Here is a 20,519-nt window from a genome sequence, read left to right as displayed (position 1 = left end):
GTAGCACGTCAAAGCCATCTGCCATCATTGCCGCTCACCCCTGCGTGTTCACTTTCTCCTGGTTCAATTCGACCCGGGACGGGAGCTATTTTTCTGGCTTGTTGCGCGCTTGCGCAAACGCTGCATTGTTGGAGTTTTTCATGCGTCCCCCATTTCCCCTCATCACCCCGCGCCAGTCATTTGGCTTCGGAGCCTTTGTGCTGTGCGCAGGTTTTACCGCACAGGTTCAGGCCAGCGGATTTTTTGAAGACACCACGGCGAAAATCGAATCGCGCACGGTGTACTTCAACCGCGATTTCCGTGATGGGCACACCACGAACGATCAGGGCGCGTCCAAGCGTGAAGAGTCGGCACAGGGCTTTATCCTCAACCTGCAATCGGGCTACACCGAAGGTACCGTGGGTTTTGGTATTGATGCGCTGGGCATGCTCGGCTTTCAACTCGATTCCAGCCCGGACCGCAGCAACAGCGGCTTGCTGCCCTCGAGCGGCAACGACCCGCGCGGCTCGAAAGGTCAGTACGCGAAAATGGGCCTGACCGCCAAGGTAAAGGTTTCGGACACGGTGCTGAAGTATGGCGCGCTGCTGCCGGATCTACCGTTGCTGAAATACAACGACGGTCGTTTGCTGCCGACCATGTTCAACGGCGCCATGTTGACCTCTAAAGAGGTGAAAGACCTGACCTTCATGGCCGCGCGTCTGGACAAGTACACCGCGCGCGATTCCACCGATTCGCAAGACATCCGCGTGCACTGCAAGAACAAGCGCTACGCCTGCAACACCACCGCCGACCATTTCGACATGTACGGCTTCGACTACAAGATCAATGATCGCCTGACCGCGCAGTATCACTACGCCGAACTGGAAGACATTTATCGTCAGCACTTTGTCGGGTTGCTGGGTAATCAACCGTTAGCTGGCGGTGTGCTTAAAGCGGATCTGCGTGTGCTGAAAAGTGCCGACAGCGGTGATGCCAAGGCCGGTTCCATCGATAACCGCGCGTTGAGCGGCATGTTGTCGTATGCGCACAGCGGTCACACGTTCAGCGCCGGTTGGCAGCGCATGAACGGCGATAACTCGATGCCGTACCTCGATGGCAGCAATCCGTATCTGGTCAACTACGTGCAGGTCAACGACTTCGCCGCCGCGCAGGAACGCTCGTGGCAGTTGCGTTATGACTATGACTTTAAAACTATTGGCATTAATGGTTTGAGTTTCCTGACGCGTTATGTGAACGGTGATCACATCAAGGTGTTGGGCAGTGATCAGGAAGGCAAGGAGTGGGAGCGCGACAGCGAGTTGAAGTATGTGGTTCAGACGGGCACGTTCAAGGATGTGAGTCTGCGATTGAGGAATGCGACTTACCGGACCAACTATGAGAAGTTTGCCCGGGACGTGGATGAGACACGGTTGATTGTGAGTTATAGCTTTTCGGTGTTGTAAAAGGGCCAGAGGCGATGCTGCCCTGGCCCATTATCAGGTCAGGGCAGTGTGCTTATGAAGGCTCTGATTTTCGAGCCTGCCTGAAACGAGCCGACCGCTTCCAATGCCGAGCTTGATATTGCTTCTCCTACGTATTCGTCAGTTCCCGCGGCAGGTTGAATAGTGTTCAAGCCACCATGCGGGCTCCAGGTAAAGACAGTATTGGGTATGGAGAGGTGCTCGGAGGCGCAAGTCATGAGTGCTGTATCAACACTCACGGCCAAGGCGTCAACACGGCAGTTATTGAAGTTTTGCGGCGTTGGCAGCGGGTCTGCATCGTCTGTTGAAGTGCGCCAGAAGGCCGGGATTTCTTGGTTCTGTGCTGGGAGGACTTTAACGATGGCGGAGCCGTTGTTATTGAAATGTACGACTTCCACCGGATAGTTTTGGGTGGACACCAGTGTTTTCGCCTCTGCATCAGGTCCTGACCAGTAGGTTGCAGCGGTAAAGTTGTTGGCGTAATGGCAAGTGCCTGCAGCCTGACTCTGGCTATTGATGCCCACCACTTCGCAATACGTCGCCGCTGGGGGGAGTTTCAGCGCTTTCATGACGTACTTTGTGCCGTTGAACGTGGCGATTGTGGCCTTCGGGTTTCCCAACAGGTGTGGACAATTGAGTGCCACGAGCGTGGAGCTATCGACATTGGAATCAATAATAGCGGCGACCCGACAATTGTCATTTCGGACTGAGACCTGGACCGGTTCACCTCTTTTTTCAAAGGGCCACACCACGGCGGTGTTACCCAAAAGGGTAATACTTTGGCCCGCCACATTGCCAAAGAGCGTCGCGGCGCGTAGTTCTGCTCCGGTATCAAGCGGCAAGGGTTGCAGACGTTTGGGCTCCTCGTTGGGAAAGGCAACGGGCCAGAACACTGGTACCTTGCCCAAGACAGGTCCCAGAAGCTGATCACAGGTTCCTGTCATGATGTTCTGTGTCAGAAAGCTACTGTCGCAGGACCGATTGGCCTGCAAAGGTTTGAGGTTAATCAGCTTGGTCGGATTTGCATTTCTGAACCAGGCCTTTTTCACTCCGTTTTCGACGCAAAAGCCCAAAGCTCGGGTTGTTTCCAACGCGCCAGACGCCCGGCACTCTCCTGTGTCAGGACCAACAGGTACCGGTTGGCTGGCCTGTACGTTGTTTATCAAGGTGAACATGGGTAGCAATGAGGCGACGGCGATAAGTGGTTTCACGAACGCGTTCATAAGATTTTCTTCCATGAGTAATGAAGGAGCGCCAGCGCTCTCCTGAATCCAGTAGACAAACAAAAAACTCCCCTGCCTAGCTGTCAGAGTTGACAGCTAGGCAGGGGAGTTTTTTTCGTATAGAGAGCCACCAATGTCGTCGATGCAGGAGGTACCGAAGGCTGCGATCTTTGGAGCTTGCACCAAGATCAGAATCAAAAGATCGCAGCCTTCGGCAGCTCCTACACTGGAACCCGGAACTACTACAACCAATGCCAGAACCGGCTCCAGAACCCGCGATTCAAATCCTCCTTGCACCCGGCATATTGCCGCGCATACACATCCGAACGGTTCTGCACTTTGCGCGCCGTTGGCATGAGCCAGGCTTTGCTCGCGTAAGTCTTGTTGCGAAACCCGCCCCAGCCTTCGTGGTAATTGAGGTATTGGTTGTAGGCGTCGTACTTGTAGACGCCGTTGATCGAATAGGTCTTGTCCATGTACCAGCCGACAAAGTCGATGGCGTCGTCGAAGTCTTCGCGATCGGCTCCGCTGCGGCCGGTGCTTTTCTGGTAGTCGGCCCACACTCCATCTTTGGCTTGCGCATAACCCGAGGCGGTCGAGACGCGGCCCCACGGGATCACCCACAGCAGGTATTTGCGCGGGGTCTTGGCGTCGTAACGGTAGCCGGATTCCTGATACATGATCGCGAAGGGCACCTGAATCGGTACGCCCCAGCGCTTTTGCGTGACTTGCGCAGCGTCGTACCAGTCGCTTTTTTCGCGGAAGATTTCGCAGATGTCTTCCGGCGAGCGGGGCGGCGAGGTGCCGCACCCGCTCAGTAGCGTTGCCAGTGTCAGTAGTCCAAGCGTCTGCCTGTAATTCAAAAGCCGTTATCCCGTCGTGCGCAAAAAGGCCGACAGTCTACGCGCTCAGCTCAATTGATGACGATAGGGCAGATCCGGGCCGGTCTTGCTGCAGGTCAGCGCGGCGGCTTGCACGGCGAACCTGAGCATGGCGTCGACCTGCTCGCGAGCGAGTTGCTGCACGCCTTCGACCGAGTCCAGACCGTGCTCGGTCAGCCAGGTGATCAGCGCGGCCTGAAAGGTGTCGCCGGCGCCAACGGTGTCGGCAATCTTTATCGAGGCTGCCGGGACTGACCATGTGCCGTGTTGGCGGCTGAACACAGTAGCGCCATCGCCGCCACGGGTGAGGAAGACGATCTGGCAGCGATGTTCGAGCCAGCCTTCGATCACGCGTTGCGGGTCTTGTTCGGGGTAGAGCAGGCTCAGGTCTTCGTCGCTGACCTTGATCAGATCGGCCAGTGGCACCAGCGTCGCGATGCGCTCACGCCACAGGTCGATGTTCGGCTCGGGATTGAGGCGTACGTTCGGGTCGAGGGTGATCAGGCGTTTGCCGCTTTCGCGCTGTACCAGGGTCAGCAAGGTATCGCCAATCGGCTGCACCACCAGCGAGAACGAGCCAATGTGCAAGCCGCGCACTTCAGGACCCAGCGCCGGCAGATGCGCCAGACTCAGTTGCCGGTCGGCGCAGCCTTCACCGCGAAAGCTGTAGTGCGGCGAGCCATTGGCACCGACGGCGACCATGGCCAGCGTGGTCGGTGCGGCGAAGTCCACCAAATAGTCCGGACGCACACCTTCATCCTGCAGCACTCGCTGCAAGCGGCGGCCGAGGTAGTCGGTGGACAGCCCGCCAAACAAGGCCGAGTCCACGCCCAAACGGCGCAAACCGACGGCGACGTTGAGCGGCGAGCCGCCGGCAATCGCCTTGAAATTCACTTTCGAGGCCAGACCGCTGGCGTCGTCTTCACTGAAAAAATCAAACAGGGCTTCGCCACACACCAAATACATAATTGTTTGCTCTTTATAGGGTTGCGACATGCTGTTGATAGCGTTCATAGGCCTGCTGGAACGCCGCGACGTTGGCGGCAATCGGCAGGGTTTCACTGCTGGAGTCGAGTTTCACGCAGCGCTGGCACAGGTCGGCGAGGCTGTCTTCGTGGCCGTTCGACCAGGATTTGCACCACGTCGCTTGAATCGCTGCGCCGAGGGCGGCGGCTTCGCTTTGTTCGGTGCAGATCACCGGGGTGTTCATGATGTCGGCGACGATCTGCCGCCACACCGCGCTTTTCGAACCGCCGCCGATCAGGCAAATGCTGCGGCTTTGTAAACCATTGTGGCGGAGCAAATCCAGTCCGTAACGCAAACCGAAGGTGGTGCCTTCGACGGCGGCGCGGCACAGGTTGGCCTGGGTCAGGTTATCCAGCGTCAAACCGTGCAGGCTGCCGGTGGCGTGGGGCAGGGCGGGAACACGCTCGCCGTTGAGGAACGGCAGCATGCTCACGCCGTCGGCGCCGATGGGGGCCGCGGCGACGAGGTGGTTGAACTGCTCAAGATCGAGGTCGAACAGCTCGCGAATCGCGCCGGTGGCGTTGGTCAGGTTCATGGTGCAGATCAGCGGCAACCAACCGCCGCTGGACGAGCAGAAGGTCGCTACCGAAGCGTCCGGGCTGACTTTTGGTACTTCGGAATAGGCGTACACCGTGCCGGAGGAGCCGAGGCTCATGGTGATCGCGCCGGGCTGGATATTGCCGGTGCCGATGGCGCCCATCATGTTGTCACCGCCGCCGCTGGAGACCAGCGCATTGGGGTTGATGCCGAGGTGTTCGGCGATGGCCGGGAGGATGGTGCCGACAGATTGATGTGCATCGATCAGCTCTGGCAGCGCGGCTTGCAGGCGTCCGCTGGCGTCGATGTCGCGCAGCAATTGTAAGTCCCACTGGCGGGTGCGCACGTTGAAATATCCGGTGCCGGAGGCGTCGCCGTATTCGCTGCAGGCGCGACCGGTGAGCCAGAAGTTCAGGTAGTCGTGGGGCAATAGAATGCGCGCGATGCGCGCGAACACCACGGGGTGTTGTTCTTTGGTCCAGAGCAGTTTCGACACGGTGTAGCCCGGTGCGATGACCACGCCGAGGCGTTCCAGCGAGCCTTTTTCACCGCCCAGATGAGTGAGCAGACGGTCGTTTTGTGCGCTGGTTTCGGTGTCGCACCAGAGCTTGGCCGGGCGCAGGACTTCACCTTGATCATCGAGCAGGACCAGGCCGTGTTGCTGACCGGAGACGCCGATGCCGAGGATCGACTGGCCGTCGACATTCGCCGCCAGTAATGCGCGGCGGGTGGCGAGGGTGAAGGCTTCCAGCCATTGCTGGGTGTCTTGTTCGCGGCGGCCGTTGGCGCCGCTGATCATCGTGTGCGCGGCGGCGCCTTGGCCGAGGACTTGACCGCTGATGGCGTCAAGGATGATGGCTTTGGTGCCTTGGGTGCCGCAGTCGATGCCTAGGAACAGTTGTTTTGATGTCATGTGTGAACCACTCGGGTGTGGTGAAGATCAAGAGCTTACCCCCTCACCCCAGCCCTCTCCCCCAAGGGGGCGAGGGGGAAAGGGAGCCGATCGGGGGCTGTTCAAAAGCTGAGTTCAACTCCGGTTTTCTCAACCGGGGCTGTTCAAAAGCTGAGTTCGACTCCGGTTTTCTCAATCAGGTGCTGTTCAAAACCTGAGTTCAACTCCGGACTTTCAGGTCGATGTAACTTGCACAAACCACTCGGTCAGTTCCCTCTCCCTCCGGGAGAGGGCTAGGGTGAGGGGCTTTTCAATCCAGAATCCGCTGCAAAGTCCGCGTCACACCATCCTCGCGCAAGCTGTTACAGCACCACTCAAACGCCGCCACAAACTCCGCCGAACGCGGAATCACCGTGCCAAAAATCTCCTCGACCGCCAACAACCGCTGCGTAATTAAAGCATCGTCCGCCACCAACGCCTGACAAAACGCCGCGCGCGGATCAGGAATCGAATAGGTATCACCATTCTCATCCACCCCCTTCAAATACAACGCCCAAGCCGCCACCACCAACGCCGCGCGCTTGGTCTCCTGCCCATCAGCAATCAACCGGTTGATCGTCGGAATGGTGAACTTGGGAAACTTCGACGAGCCGTCCGAACACACCCGCTCCAGTTGATCGGCAATCGCCTGATTGGAGAAGCGCGCCACCAGCGTGTTCTTATAGTCCGTCAGGTCAATGCCCGGCACCGGCGCCAGTTGCGGCGTCACGTCCAAATCCATATAGGCGCGCATATAACGCACGAACAGCGGGTCGTTCATGGTCTCGTGAACAAACCGATAACCCTTCAAAAAGCCCAGATACGTCAGCGCCAAATGGCTGCCATTGAGCAACTTGATTTTCATCTCTTCGTAGGGCGAAACATCATCGGTGAACTGCACGCCGACCTTTTCCCAGGCCGGGCGACCATTGACGAATTTGTCCTCCAGCACCCATTGCACAAACGGTTCGCAGACCACCGGCCAGGCATCGTCGACGCCGTGTTTGTCGGCCAATTGCAGGCGATGCGCGGTGCTGGTCATCGGCGTGATGCGATCGACCATGGCGTTGGGAAAACTGACGTTGGCGTCGATCCAGCTGCACAGATTGCTGTTACGCAGAGTGGCAAATGCCAGCAGCGCCTTGCGGGTCACTGCGCCGTTGTGCGGCAGGTTATCGCAAGACATCACGGTAAACGCCGGGATGCCCGCCGCGCGGCGTTTTTCCAGGGCTGCACACAAGAAACCGAACACGGTTTTCGGCGCATCCGGGTTAGCCAGATCATGTTGGATCTGCGGCAGATGCGCCATGAATTCGCCGTTGCTGTCGTCGATGCAGTAACCGCCCTCAGTGATGGTCAGCGAGACGATGCGAATCTGCGGGTCGGCGAGTTTGTCGATCAACGCCTGAGCGCCGTCCTCGGCCAGCAGCATGTCGCGAATCGCACCGATCACGCGCACTTCGGTGTCGTCGCTGTCACCGAGTTCGAACAGGGTGAACAGGTAATCCTGTTCCTTGAGGTCGTCGCGAGCACGGCGGTCTTCGGCGCGCAGGCCGACGCCGCAAATCGCCCAGTCGAGGGCTTCGCCGGTGTTCATCAAGGCATCGGTGTAATACGCCTGATGCGCGCGGTGAAAGCCTCCGACGCCAATGTGCGCGATGCCTTGGCGCGTGTCGCTGAGGCTGTACGCCGGTAGTTGCACTTCGGCGGCCAGACGATGGAGGTTCTGTTGGTTGAGTTTCATCGGGAGTTCTCGAAATCAGGCCGCAGCGCGCAGCGGACGGGTCAACGCGACACCTTCGGCATCGAATAAATGGCAGTGCGACGGGTCGAGGTGCAGGCTCAGCTGTTCGCCGTAGCGGCTGGCCAGATCACCGCGCACGCGCATGGTCAGGGCTTCGCCGGCGTTGGTGGTGACGTGGCAGAAGGTGTCGCTGCCCAGGCGTTCACTGACGTCGGCGGTGACTTGCAGCGTGCAGTCGCCCGGTTGCGCCAGTTCCAGATGTTCCGGGCGAATGCCCAACGTCACGGCGCTGCCGACACTCAGATTGCCGGCGTTGAACGGCAGGGTGATGCGCGTACCGGCGTCCAGCGAGATTTCGCAGCTCTGGCCGTCGACGCGGGCAATCTTGCCTTTGAGGAAACCCATTTTCGGCGTGCCGAGGAACCCGGCGACGAAGAGGTTCGCCGGGTTGTGATACAGGTCCAGCGGCGAGCCGACCTGTTCGATCTTGCCGCCGTTGAGCACCACGACTTTGTCGGCCATGGTCATCGCTTCGACCTGATCGTGGGTCACATAGATCATCGTCGCTTGCAGGTCTTTGTGCAGGCGCAGCAGCTCCAGACGCATCTGCACGCGCAGCGCGGCGTCGAGGTTGGACAGCGGTTCGTCGAAGAGGAATATTTTCGGATTGCGCACGATGGCGCGACCGATCGCCACCCGCTGGCGCTGGCCACCGGAGAGCTGTTTCGGCTTGCGTTCAAGCATCGGCCCGAGTTCGAGAATGCGCGCCGCTTCGCCGACTTTCTTCTCGACTTCGGCTTTCGGTACACCCGCCAGATCGAGGGCGAACGACATGTTTTTCTTCACGGTCATGTGCGGGTACAGCGCGTAGGTCTGGAACACCATCGCCAGATCGCGCTTGGCCGGGCTGACTTCGGTGATGTCGCGGCCATCCAGTTCGATGGTGCCGTCGCTGACTTCTTCGAGGCCGGCGATCAGCCGTAGGAGGGTGGATTTGCCGCAGCCCGACGGGCCGACGAAGACCACGAATTCCTTGTCGTTCACTTCCAGGTCGATGCCTTTGATGATGGAGAAGCCTTCGAAGCCTTTTTGCAGATTCTTGATTTTCAGGTTGGCCATGATGATGGGCCTCCGCAATGTTGTTTTTTTAAGATCAAAAGATCGCAGCCTGCGGCAGCTCCTACAGGGGGACGGCATGCTTTATGTAGGAGCTGCCGAAGGCTGCGATCTTTTGCTTTTCAATGTTCATTTCACGGCGCCGAACGAGAGGCCGCGCACCAGTTGTTTCTGGCTGATCCAGCCGAAGATCAGAATCGGCGCACACGCCAGGGTCGACACCGCCGACAATTTGGCCCAGAACAAACCTTCCGGACTTGAATACGAGGCGATCAACGCCGTCAGTGGCGCGGCTTTCGACGAGGTCAGGTTCAGCGACCAGAACGCCTCGTTCCAGCACAGGATCAGCGATAGCAGCACGGTCGAGGCGAGGCCGCCCTTGGCGATCGGCAGCAGCACGCGGACCATTTCCTGCCACAGCGTGGCGCCGTCGAGACGGGCGGCTTCGAGGATGTCTTTGGGGATGTCCTTGAAGTAGGTGTAAACCATCCAGACCACGATCGGCAGGTTGATCAACGTGTAGATCACGATCAGCGCGATGCGTGTGTCGAGCAGGCCGAAACTCTTCGCCAGCAGGTAGATCGGCATGAGCACGCCCACCGGCGGCAGCATCTTGGTCGAGAGCATCCACAGCAGCGTGCCTTTGGTGCGCTGGGTTTCGTAGAACGCCATCGAGTACGCTGCCGGCACCGCGATCAACAGGCACAGAGCGGTGGCGCTGAAGGAGATCACCACCGAGTTCCAGGCGAAACTGAAGTAATCGCTGCGCTCATTGATGTGCAGGTAGTTCTCCAGCGTCGGCGTGAAGATGAACTGCGGCGGCGTGGCGAACGCGTCGATTTCGGATTTGAAACTGGTCATCACCATCCACAAGATCGGGAAGAAAATCACGATCGCGATGGCCCAGGCCAGGGTGCCGAGCAGCAGGCTTTGCAGCCGGCGGGATTGTTGAAGAGTCATGGCAGGCCTCAGGCTTTGTCAGTCAGGTTTTTGCCGATCATCCGCACCAGAATGATCGCGGCGATGTTGGCGATGACCACGGCAATCAAGCCGCCCGCCGAGGCCATGCCGACGTCGAACTGCACCAGCGCCTGGTTGTAGATCAGGTAGGCGAGGTTGGTCGAGGCGTAGCCGGGGCCGCCGTTGGTGGTGGTGAAAATCTCGGCGAACACCGACAGCAGGAAGATCGTTTCAATCATCACCACCACGGCAATTGGTCGCGCCAGATGCGGCAGGGTCAGGTGCCAGAAGATTGCGATCGGGCCTGCACCGTCGAGGCGCGCGGCTTCTTTCTGCTCCTGATCGAGGGACTGCATCGCGGTCATCAGAATCAGGATGGCGAAGGGCAGCCATTGCCACGAAACAATGATGATGATCGACAGCAGCGGGTAGTGCGCGAGCCAGTCCACCGGTTGCGCGCCGAACAACTTCCAGATGTAGGCGAGGATCCCCGAGACCGGATGGAAAATCAGGTTCTTCCAGATCAACGCACCGACCGTGGGCATGATGAAGAACGGCGAAATCAGCATGACCCGCACGATGCCGCGACCGAGGAATTCGCTGGCCTCCAGCAACGCACTGATCAGTACGCCCAACACCACGCTGATCAGCAACACGCTACCGACCAGCAACAGCGTGTTGGTCGCGCCGGGCATGAAGCCCGAGTCGGTCAGAAAGTAGGTGAAGTTCTCAAGCCCGACGAACTCGTTCTCACCGGGGTAGAGCAGGTTGTAGCGGATCATCGAGAAGTAGATGGTCATGCCCAGCGGCACGATCATCCACAGCAGCAACAGGGCCACCGAAGGGCTGACCAGAAACCAGCCGGGATTGCGTACGCGGACCTTGCGCGCAGGTTGCGACAGGTCGAGGTGGGCTTTGGCAGTTGAAGTATTCATGGTGATCACAACCGAGTCATACAGACCTATGGAGATCCCATGTGGGAGCGAACTTGCTCGCGAAAGCGCTGGATCAGTGCCATGTGTTTTGGCTGGCACGACGCCTTCGCGAGCAGGCTCGCTCCCACAGGAGGCAGGAGCAAGTCGTTCAGCGGTTACTTGGGATAACCGGCGCGCTTCATCTCGCGTTCAGTGGTTTGCTGCGCGGCAGTCAAGGCCTGATCCACCGTGGTCTGACCGATCAGCGCCGCTGAGAACAGCTTGCCGACCTGCGTCCCCACCGCCTGGAACTCAGGAATGGTCACCAGTTGAATACCGATATACGGCACCGGTTTCAGCGTCGGTTTGCTCGGATCGGCCGCTTTCAGCGATTCCAGCGTGACCTTGGCGAACGGCGCGTCGTTCATGTAAGCGTCGCTGTAGGTCGAGGCGCGAGTGCCTGGCGGCACGTTGGCAATGCCGTCAGTCTTGGCCACCAGTTCGCCGTACTCTTTGGACGTCGCCCAGGCGCTGAATTCTTTGGCGGCATCTTTGGCTTTGGAGCTGGTCGGGATTGCCAGCGCCCAGGAGTACAGCCAGGCCGAGCCTTTGTCGGTCACTTGATGCGGCGCGAAGGTAAAGCCAACGTGATCAGCAACCTTGCTCTGGGATTTGTCGGTGACGAACGAACCGGCGACGCTGGCATCGACCCACATCGCGCATTTGCCACTGTTGAACAGCGCGAGGTTCTCGTTGAAACCGTTGCTGGAGGCGCCCGGCGGGCCGGATTTCTTCATGGTGTCGACGTAGAAGTTCAGCGCGTTTTTCCACTCCGGCCCGGTGAATTCCGGCTTCCACTGCTCATCGAACCAGCGCGCGCCGTAGGCGTTGGCAACCGTGGTGATCAGCGCCATGTTCTCGCCCCAACCGGCCTTGCCGCGCAGGCAGATGCCGTACTGCTCTTTGTCTTTGTGGGTGAGTTTTTCGGCGAAACCAGCGATCTGCTCCCAGGTCGGACGCTCCGGCATGGTCAGGCCGGCATCCTTGAACAGGTCGGTGCGGTAATAGGTGATCGAGCTTTCCGCGTAAAACGGCAGGGCGTACAGCGAACCCTTGACCGACAGGCCCTCACGCACCGACGGGAACACATCGTCGAGGGCGTAACTGGCCGGCAGATCCTTCATCGGTTCCAGCCAGCCTTTGGCGCCCCACAGTGCCGCTTCGTACATGCCGATGGTCAACACGTCGAACTGACCGCCCTGAGTGGCGATGTCGGTGGTCAGGCGTTGGCGCAGGACGTTTTCTTCGAGCACGACCCAATTGAGCTTGATGTCCGGATGCTCGGTCTCGAAGGTTTTCGAGAGCTTTTGCATGCGGATCATGTCGCTGTTGTTGACGGTGGCGATGGTCAGGGTCTGGGCGCCAAGGCTGACGCTGCTGAGGGTCATGCAGGTGAGGGCAAGCAGAGCTTTTGCAGTGGGTTGCATCGTGCACTCCTTTTCTGCACCCGGAGGGTTACAGAAGGACAGTTATTGTTTTTGTGTCTTCCGACGACAGGAAGAATGTGCGCTGATTACAGCCTTCAATCGCCGGGCTGACAAATCATCCCTAGCACTTTTATTGATACTTTTTTGCACTGCGCTTTTGTGTGGTGAACGCAGGGAAGGGGTTTGTAGCGATCAGGCGCTATCGAATGCGTACAGGTTTCTGAGCATTACGATGAAATTTGTGGGAGCGAGCCTGCTCGCGAATGCGGTGTGTCAGCGACAGATTTGCCAACTGATCCCCCGCCTTCGCGAGCAGGCTTGCTCCCACAGGGGGAATTGCGTTGTCAGTGGTGGTTCTGTTCAGTCAGGCGCTGCACCGCGAGCCGCCGGTAGTGCGACGGCGTCATACCCTTGAGCTGCTGAAAGCGCCGATTGAAATTTGAAATATTGTTGAAGCCGGATTCAAAGCACACCTCGGTCACCGGTTTGTCGCCGTCGGCCAGCAGCTCGCAGGATTTGCTGATACGCAGGCGATTGACGAACTCGATGAAATTGCGCCCGGTGGCCTGTTTGAACACCCGGCTGAAATAGGTCGGCGTCATGCCCAGATGCTCGGCGACTTCCTCAAGCGAAATGTCGCGGGCGTAGTGGCTGAAGATGTAATCGACCGCGCGGTTGGTGCGATCGATGTTGTGCTCATCGGCCAGTTGCGGTGTGGTGGCGCCGGACAATAACTGGAAGTCATCGCTCGCCGCGAGCAGCTCCATCAGAATGAAAAAATGCCCGAGACGGGTGATGCCTTTGCTGTCGGCGATGCGCTGCATCAGCGTCATGGCCTGGCGGATGGTGCGCTTGCAACGGAACTCGATGCCGTACTGCGCACGCTCCAGCAGCGGCGCCAGGGTTTTCAGTTCGGCAAACACCTGGTGGCCGCTTTCGAACAGTTCGTCAGTGAAGTTGACCAGCATGTCGCGCTTTTCCACGACCTCGTCTTCGGCCACCTGGCTGATCCAGTTGTGCGGCAAATTGGGGCCCGTGAGGAACAGGGTTTCGGGATAGAAATTGCCGATGTAGTCGCCGATGAATACCTTGCCGGAACTGGCCACGATCAGGTGCAGTTCGTATTCCTTGTGAAAATGCCAGCGCACCAGCGGGCACGGAAAGCCATGCTGGCGGTAGATGATGGACAACCCGTTATGGTCATCCATCAACTCGTACGAGGGGTCGGTCACGCGAGCTGTTCGGGTCATGGCGAGCTACTTTTTTATTATCGCCTGCCGATCATGCCTCGTTTTTCGAGGCTTGCGCCAGCTTCACTCAAACGGCCTGCTCGCGGACAGTGCTTCGCGACTTCTCGATGGCTTTTTCCAGATTGACCTTTTGGCAGAAAAGCACAATGTTCGAATTTTTAATAAAGTCGAAATTGATGATGTTGCACTTTTTTGCCCAGTCCGATCTGGCCGGGTCAAACCAGTAGTCGAGATCATCCAGAATTCGCTGAGGGCCGCCAATCGAAAAACTGGTTGCCGACAGCGACCAAGGGCGAAGTGTGCTGTTGGGTGTGCTCAATACTTGATTGATGTAACCCTGCAGATCGAGCGAACTGACAAGCTGCTTTCCGATCCACTTGTGCTGGATTTTTCCATAAATACGGTAGTCCTCGGTGTCCCAGGTCATGGGGGCTGCCACCATGATTCGCTGCAACGGGCTGATCGCTTTGAGCTGGCCAAGTGTCTGCTGCAGATTGCGGGTCGGGATCATTCGTTCGCCCAAGTGTTCCAGTATCAACGCTTGAAACTCCGAATGATCGAATGCGTCCTTGCCGGTCCCCAATTCATGAAAGTCCAGAATAATGAATTCATTGATGTTTCTTTCATAAAAAGCTTTTACGTCACGCACAAGATCTTCAAGCGTACGGGAAGAAAGGTATCCGTTGTGGTGAAAGCGGAACTTTGCCAGTCCTTGCGCTTTGCTATCGTAAGTCAGGCGTACGTCGAGGGCTCGAGCACCACGATTCAATTGCGAATAAAACGATACATCCTGGCAGGCGAGCCAGTTTTTACCGGGTATCAGTGCATACCTCGCTTCCCAGTCACAGCCAGCGTTATGGGCGCCCGGCAAACTCAGTTCGAAAAGCGACAAGTTGTCGATTTGCGGTGAGTCAGCCATCCATTGGTAAGTTTGGAAGTTGTCAAGAGTGTTCATGTTGTACATCCTGCGTTTGAAAATTAAAGTTATTGGAGTTGCGCGCAGGATGTTTATAGCGGGTGCCGGGTTTTCCGCAAAGTTGGCTTTTAATGCAAGTCGTGTGGAACGGTTTGGTTATATGTCCGGTACTTGCTGGGTGCTTCGATTTTTAACTTCGATCCATTGAGCCATGTATTGAGTGCTCTTGTGCGAATGATGGCGAAGCATACTGCCAATGAAGTTTTTGGCTCTGAGGTTATGTAAGTCTTGTTGGCAATAACGCAGTTTTTCTATCAATGCCAAACCATGTACTGACTGTGAGTAGCGTTGACTCAGCAGCGTATATCCCGCCAGACGGGCCTCCTGCCAACGCGTCTCCTCCTGGTAGAGCGCAACGGCATTGTTGGCGAACTCGACTGCGCTGCTCGTCACAAAGCCCGGCCAGGTCTGATCGCCGTGCATGCCCTCGGCGCCAACCGGTGTGGTGACGCTGGGGGTGCCGCACAGCATGGCATCGACCAGTTTCCCCTTGATCCCGGCACCAAAGCGCAAAGGTGCCAGGCACACCCTCGCGGCAGACATGACCTGCAACGCATCTTCGGCCCAGTTCATGATGTGAAAACCTTCGCTGGCGTTATGCAGCGCAGTGGCTTTCGGCGGCGTGTAGGCGCCGTAGATGTGCAGTTGTGCCCGGGGCAATTGTTGGCGAATCAGCGGCCAGATCGTGGTTTTCATCCACAGCACGGCATCCCAGTTGGGCGCATGACGGAAGTTGCCGATGCTCAAGAAGTTCGCCCTGTCTGCAAATGAGGCAGGTGCGGCCGCAGGCGGATCGATCATTAACGGACACCAGTGCAGCAACTGCTGAGGCAGGCCGAACTGTTCGATCAACAATTGGATTTCCACTTCGGAGATCATCAGGTTCAGATCGCAACGGTACAGCGCAGCGATTTCACGTTTGGCCAGATCGGTCTCGGCCATCAGCCCGAACTCGTCGCGCAGGTCTGGAGCAAAAACATCACTGAAATCATTCAGGTCTGAATTGACCTTGAGACGAGACTTGAGCCGTTGGTGACGCGCATGCCGCAGACTTTGCAAGTCCGATGTTTCCAGCACTCGCAGCGCCTGAGGGCAGTATTTTTCAACTCGCCAGCCGAACTGTTCTTCCATCATGAATTGGTCGAACAGCACGATGTCCGGTGCCAGTTCGCTGATGAACGCATCGAAGCTGCTGTTGTTGAGTTCGATCGGTACTTCTCGAATGCCGAGTGCGGCAAGATCTGCCTTGTGCTCGCCGGGGCCGGCCGGGCTGCTGAAGGTGATGTCCCAGCCTTGTTGCAGAAAGGTTTCGAGGATCTGCATCACATGACCGCTGGCCGCCGAAGAGCGCGGCTCGGGCCAGACGTAGCCGATGACCAGGACTTTGGTGTTATCGGGTTGGGTCATGGGTGCAGATCCTTTAGAACAGGTGAGAAAAAAGGGCGCAATTAAACCACAGCCATAAAGCTCGGGTGCGCCCTCCATCCGGTAAAGGATCAGGGGTAAGGGGTCGCCTTGGAAAGGCTGAGTAAAACTGGCCCGTTTATGAATGTGCCGGGGGCGGTGAGTTTCAATGCGTGCTCGATGGTTTTCACATTGGAACTCAATATGGCCGGACGGGTCTCGTGCTGATCAAGTAGCGAAACAGCCAGTAGATAGGACTCAGCGTTCGCAAGCGCGGGGTGGTCCTGAATCAGCTTGGGCAGACTGGCCTTGATTTGTGCAAATTCAATGAAGCCCGGGCGGTGGGCAAGTGTGTGATGTGGGTTGATCAAGTTGTCAGGGTGAGCCTTGCGCGCATCTCGGGCCAGCTCCAGTAATCCGACGGCATCGAACTCAGCGTGATAGAGCTCGGGATAGATTTTTCCGTAATACAGATCAAGCGTGTCCGGTGCGCCATGGGCCAATTCATGCACAAGTACGTCCCCCACACTGGCATCGTCATACCTGGATAACTTGTAGAACTCGTCGAGATTTTCCGGATAGATCGCCAGAAATCTTGTCGCTGACTTCTCCAGTTCAACGCCTGTATCGAGCCCGGTTCTCCAGCGTTTGTAAGCCGAAGGCAGTAATGCGGCAACGGTGCCGGGTTCATAGGGACGAAAGTCAATGTTGGGAAAGGTGAGGGACTCAAGGTCCCGGCGCATCGCGCGCAAGTTGCCTGTGAGGTGATCGACGGCTTCGGCGGAATCAGTTCCGAACACATGCCGGAGTACTGCCCCTATGTCGTCGTTTTGATTGATTTCCAACAGCGCGTTGAGCGAGTTGTCGAGTTTGTTTTTGGCATGTGGAATGGCTTTCTTCAAGTACCAACGGGTGTAACTCAAGCGTTTGAAGAGACCCAGCAATCTTTTCAAGGGTGGCAGTTTACCCAGGTCGAGGATCTTCAGCCTTGGCCCCCAGGCACCGTCAACCTTGAGGCTGATGGCATGCCATGCTTGATTGCGTTCGAGTACAGCAAGGTCAACGGCCTGACCGGCCCCGTCTGCCCCGCGCCATGTCGCCTGGCGCATATCGGTCAGCCTTTCGGCCTTGATCAAGTCATAGGCATTCGCGCCACTGATGAGTTTGCGCAGCTGCGCATTGGCGGTTCTCGCCGTACTCAAAGCGTTTTCACCCACAAGCACGATGCCACGACCCGCGAGTCGCACACCTTTGCGTGCGAGGGTCGGCAAGCCATCCAGCGGATTGATCAATGACAGCGCTGCACGGGCCACGGCTCTGGAAATTTTCAACACCTTGAGCGTGGTTGACCCGGTTTTGGCGGCGATACTTGCCGCCGTTGCCCCCAGGCCAATCAACAAGCCGAGGATCGACAGGCCATCCAGCACACAACCGCCGACGCCCTCGGAAACCCGATCAGTGCGGCCCGAACGGATATCTTCAATGCACTGTTTGAACGGAACGATCACGTTGATCGCCAGGCGCTCAATGGTTTCTTTTGTAGTGCGCCATTCTTCGAGTTCCGTCTTTACATTCAGCGAGGCGTACAACTCAGCGCGGCTGGCCACGGGATGGTCGGTCAGTACGCATTCGGCAATGTCATTGACCTGGCGGGAAAAGAACAGGGAAACCGGCCGGAAGTCCGTGGCATCCAGATTCAGCTGCCAGAGCTTTTCCACCACCACGCGAGAGCTCACGCCACTTCGGGGCTCGCTGCCCTCGCTGTAAGCCGCGAAATCGAGAGGCCAGTCCCGGGCTTTGTTCTTTGCCTGGAAATCGTACCGGCTTCCGGTATACGAGAGTGTCGGGCGAGCATCGATGATCCGGGAGCTTTGCAATAACGCCACCAATTCTGCGCGTTCGCGACACAACCCGCGCAAGCTGAACAATTCATAGGTACGCAGTGCATCACCATTTTTGCAGCACAGAATAATGCCGTAGCGGCCTTTCGCTTGATCACGTGCGAACTGCGTTTCTTCTTTTGGATTAAGTGGGTTGACTTCCTTTCTGACGGTATAAAGCGTCAGGTTGCCGTAGGTCAGCGCACGGCGATCGTGCTCGGACATGTTCGATATGGCCATTTTTATGACCGAAGACATTCCCTCGCGCACGCCCTGGTAATAGTTATCGAAGGCTTGATCGAACAACACATCCGGTGATTCGAGTTCGGATAAGCGGTCAAACGCGTTAGCGGGTGGCTTGAAACTGCTTTGTCGCTGGAACCTGCTTGTTAATTTGCCCTTTTCGATCAGGTCGCCGGACAGGTAGAGATCCAGTATCGAAAAGCGCAAGCGCAGCAGATTGTTTATCGCGTACTCGCTGTTATTGGTCACGCTGAGCAACAGATCATAAACCTCGCTGAGAATCCCGGCCGGATGTGCAGCCTTGACGCTCTCAAGCCAACTGCGGTCTTTGAAGCTGCTCAGGTATTTGATGGAAAACACTTTCTTTTCAAGGTAGCTGCCTTCGGGCATCACCTTGTTCAATGCCGCAAGGGCGATTTTTCTGCGGTCGGGCGGCGTTTTTGACAAGCCTGTTTCCGATTGGCTGAGCGCTTCCATATAACGCTCGAAATACGAGGTCGCTTTGACCAGTGCGGCTTTGTCGTAATCCTTTTTTGCCCGGTAATCGATAACACCATTGAGTACCGCCCAATTGATCGTAGGGGGTAATCCGGCCGCGTCGTGCTGCTCTATTTGCTCGGGAGAGAGCGGGGCCAGATCTGCAAAAGCCTTGATTTGCGCGTAAGTCATTAAGCGGGAAGATCCCGGTGAGGCCTGTTCGATCAACGCGACTGCTTGAGTGATGACGACCCAGCCAGGCTTTTCCAGGGTCAGATCGGTCGGAATGTCAGGTATCAGAAACTCAGCGGCGGTGCCGGCCAATATCAAGTGTGCCGCCAGTAGCGCGCAGTCCGGTTCAATCAAGCCTTCGGCAACGAGATGTTGCTCCAGGCTTTCACGCACTTGTGCAACATGGCGCGTGGCATTCGCGGGTTGATACAGGTCATAACCGGTGAGGATTGGCCGGTTGGTCCGTGATTCCAGATCGATGACCAGCGCGGCCTGCAGCATTTCTCGCAGCTGATTGGCGCGCACGTGCTGATCGTCCGCTTCCAGATGCCAATCCAGGCGCTCATGGAGCTTTCGGCCCAGGTCACTGGCAAAGTTCTGCTTCAAACAGTCGGTAATGATGTCGTCTACGTGCCTACGTTTAGTGGCAATGGGAATCTGCTTGAAATCGGCGAGGGACAGTTTTTTCAGAAGGGTAGTCTTGCCTTCAGTTGCCTCCTGAATGACTTGCTTGATGATTTCGCGAGTGGCACGGGATAAATAAAACGGTGAATCTGCGTCACTGTTCAGTAATTCGTGGTAATCGCCGGAAGCGGGAGGGGCGGGCAGTTCGAAGTTCAAATAAGCGATCAATTGTCTGATGTCGCCAATGGTCTGCGGTAGATTCAAACCCTCAAAGGCAAGCCATTGTTCTATGCCAATGACGTATCCCGAATAAATGTAACCACCGGTTATCTTCGCAAACTCTGCCAACCTGACCGTTTCGTCATCTCCGGCAATAGGCAGGTCGTGTTTGACCTGGTCAACAATTCCAAAAAGATTGGCTTTGTCGTCGATACCGATGCGAGCGCTGGCGGAAAAACCATGGGTCTTGCAAAGAAGTAAAAAATCTTCTGTTTCAATCATCGTTTGCAACGCCTTACGTGCCGGCGCATACACGTCATCAAAGGTGCTGCCGGCAACGTAACGGATAAACAGATTCTTCAGGCTGAGTCTGGCTGTGTCCGGCAAAGACGCGCTTGAGCTAAGCCGTCCAGCGCTGACGACGGGGGCGGAACGCAGAATGAAGGCATTCAGCTCCCGGGCGATTGCGGCTCTTTCCTGTTTGTCGAAAGAACAACGATCGACGAATGGGGTGTTATTGATTACGGCGGGGCGCATGCCTTCTATCCTGAGTCGAGGGAGTATCAAGTGCCTTAGTGATAGCGCTGAATTATCAGCCGCCAGAGACTAAAGAGTTGACTCAGGATAGAACTGCGGTGATGCGTGATTACAGCGTGGGTACGTTGCAAATTGTGCTTGGATATAACAAGTTGCTTCGGTCGTTAGTTCGGCAGTTAACCGTTCAATATGCCTGTTACCTTGTCGCGCAACTGATCAATTGAAAACGGTTTGCCGATTACATGCATGCCTGCGGGTACATCAATGGATTCGGCATAACCGCTGGCAAACAGAATCGGCAGGGCGGGGCGCAGTTTGCGTGCTTCGGTCGCCAGTTCGCGGCCATCCATGCCGGGCAGACCGACGTCGGTCATCATCAGGTCGATGTGCTGACTCGAATCTTTAAGCATTGCCAGTGCCTGTTCGCTGCCGTCTGCTTCAAGCACCTTGAACTCCAGCTCCTCCAGCACATCGACAATCAGCATGCGCACGATGTCGTCATCTTCTACGACAAGGATGGTGGAGACGTTGGCAGACATAATAAGGCTCTCGAAAGTCAGTTCAGGGTCGCCGGTCGATCAAAAGTGCCGGGCTCTTGCATCAGTAAGTGGCGCAGTG

Annotated in this window: 15 protein-coding genes; 1 reads left to right on the top strand and 14 read right to left on the bottom strand. The window is 57.1% G+C overall.

The window, feature by feature from the left end:
* Nucleotides 1-140: 140 nt before the first annotated feature.
* On the top strand, nucleotides 141-1,442 hold the full coding sequence (locus M5G26_RS06985; protein ID WP_273914826.1) for an OprD family porin: 1,302 nt from the start codon (nucleotides 141-143) through the stop codon (nucleotides 1,440-1,442).
* A gap of 38 nt (nucleotides 1,443-1,480) precedes the next feature.
* On the opposite strand, the gene M5G26_RS06980 is transcribed toward M5G26_RS06985, so the two are convergent.
* The 14 genes from M5G26_RS06980 to M5G26_RS06915 form a co-directional block, all read right to left on the bottom strand.
* Nucleotides 1,481-2,683, bottom strand: coding sequence for a hypothetical protein (locus tag M5G26_RS06980; RefSeq protein ID WP_273914825.1), 1,203 nt, complete (start codon nucleotides 2,681-2,683; stop codon nucleotides 1,481-1,483).
* A 242-nt stretch (nucleotides 2,684-2,925) separates the two neighbouring features.
* Nucleotides 2,926-3,546 carry a transglycosylase SLT domain-containing protein gene (locus M5G26_RS06975; RefSeq protein WP_273914824.1) on the bottom strand — a complete coding sequence of 207 codons (621 nt, stop codon included), beginning with the start codon at nucleotides 3,544-3,546 and terminating at the stop codon, nucleotides 2,926-2,928.
* 45 nt (nucleotides 3,547-3,591) lie between these two features.
* Nucleotides 3,592-4,530 carry a carbohydrate kinase family protein gene (locus tag M5G26_RS06970; protein WP_273914823.1) on the bottom strand — a complete coding sequence of 313 codons (939 nt, stop codon included), beginning with the start codon at nucleotides 4,528-4,530 and terminating at the stop codon, nucleotides 3,592-3,594.
* Nucleotides 4,531-4,543: 13 nt separating this feature from the next.
* The gene (gene xylB / locus M5G26_RS06965; RefSeq protein ID WP_273914822.1) at nucleotides 4,544-6,040 is read right to left on the bottom strand and encodes a xylulokinase; all 1,497 of its coding nucleotides are present in this window, start codon (nucleotides 6,038-6,040) and stop codon (nucleotides 4,544-4,546) included.
* 289 nt (nucleotides 6,041-6,329) lie between these two features.
* Nucleotides 6,330-7,802, bottom strand: coding sequence for a mannitol dehydrogenase family protein (locus tag M5G26_RS06960; RefSeq protein WP_273914821.1), 1,473 nt, complete (start codon nucleotides 7,800-7,802; stop codon nucleotides 6,330-6,332).
* Nucleotides 7,803-7,817: 15 nt separating this feature from the next.
* Nucleotides 7,818-8,921, bottom strand: coding sequence for an ABC transporter ATP-binding protein (locus tag M5G26_RS06955; protein ID WP_273914820.1), 1,104 nt, complete (start codon nucleotides 8,919-8,921; stop codon nucleotides 7,818-7,820).
* A gap of 126 nt (nucleotides 8,922-9,047) precedes the next feature.
* A complete protein-coding gene (locus M5G26_RS06950) occupies nucleotides 9,048-9,878 on the bottom strand; it encodes a carbohydrate ABC transporter permease (protein ID WP_134177408.1) in 831 nt (276 codons plus the stop codon).
* Between the two features lie 8 nt (nucleotides 9,879-9,886).
* A complete protein-coding gene (locus M5G26_RS06945; RefSeq protein WP_038367588.1) occupies nucleotides 9,887-10,813 on the bottom strand; it encodes a carbohydrate ABC transporter permease in 927 nt (308 codons plus the stop codon).
* 155 nt (nucleotides 10,814-10,968) lie between these two features.
* Entirely contained in the window at nucleotides 10,969-12,279 is a 1,311-nt protein-coding gene (locus tag M5G26_RS06940; RefSeq protein ID WP_273914819.1) for an ABC transporter substrate-binding protein, read from the bottom strand.
* Nucleotides 12,280-12,623: 344 nt separating this feature from the next.
* Nucleotides 12,624-13,529: an AraC family transcriptional regulator gene (locus M5G26_RS06935; protein WP_077573033.1), complete on the bottom strand. Its 906-nt coding sequence runs from the start codon at nucleotides 13,527-13,529 to the stop codon at nucleotides 12,624-12,626.
* Between the two features lie 67 nt (nucleotides 13,530-13,596).
* Nucleotides 13,597-14,484, bottom strand: a complete 888-nt coding sequence (locus tag M5G26_RS06930; RefSeq protein ID WP_273914818.1) for a phospholipase — start codon at nucleotides 14,482-14,484, stop codon at nucleotides 13,597-13,599.
* Between the two features lie 117 nt (nucleotides 14,485-14,601).
* Nucleotides 14,602-15,912, bottom strand: coding sequence for a glycosyltransferase (locus M5G26_RS06925; RefSeq protein WP_273915162.1), 1,311 nt, complete (start codon nucleotides 15,910-15,912; stop codon nucleotides 14,602-14,604).
* Between the two features lie 89 nt (nucleotides 15,913-16,001).
* On the bottom strand, nucleotides 16,002-19,901 hold the full coding sequence (locus M5G26_RS06920) for a hypothetical protein (protein WP_273914817.1): 3,900 nt from the start codon (nucleotides 19,899-19,901) through the stop codon (nucleotides 16,002-16,004).
* Nucleotides 19,902-20,077: 176 nt separating this feature from the next.
* Nucleotides 20,078-20,440 carry a response regulator gene (locus tag M5G26_RS06915; RefSeq protein WP_273914816.1) on the bottom strand — a complete coding sequence of 121 codons (363 nt, stop codon included), beginning with the start codon at nucleotides 20,438-20,440 and terminating at the stop codon, nucleotides 20,078-20,080.
* Nucleotides 20,441-20,519 lie beyond the last annotated feature (79 nt).

This window comes from Pseudomonas sp. TNT2022 ID642, from assembly GCF_028656995.1.
Classification (GTDB): Bacteria; Pseudomonadota; Gammaproteobacteria; order Pseudomonadales; family Pseudomonadaceae; genus Aquipseudomonas.
The sequence above is the reverse complement of the archived record's forward strand: the minus strand, read 5'-3'. Positions and strand labels throughout refer to the sequence as shown.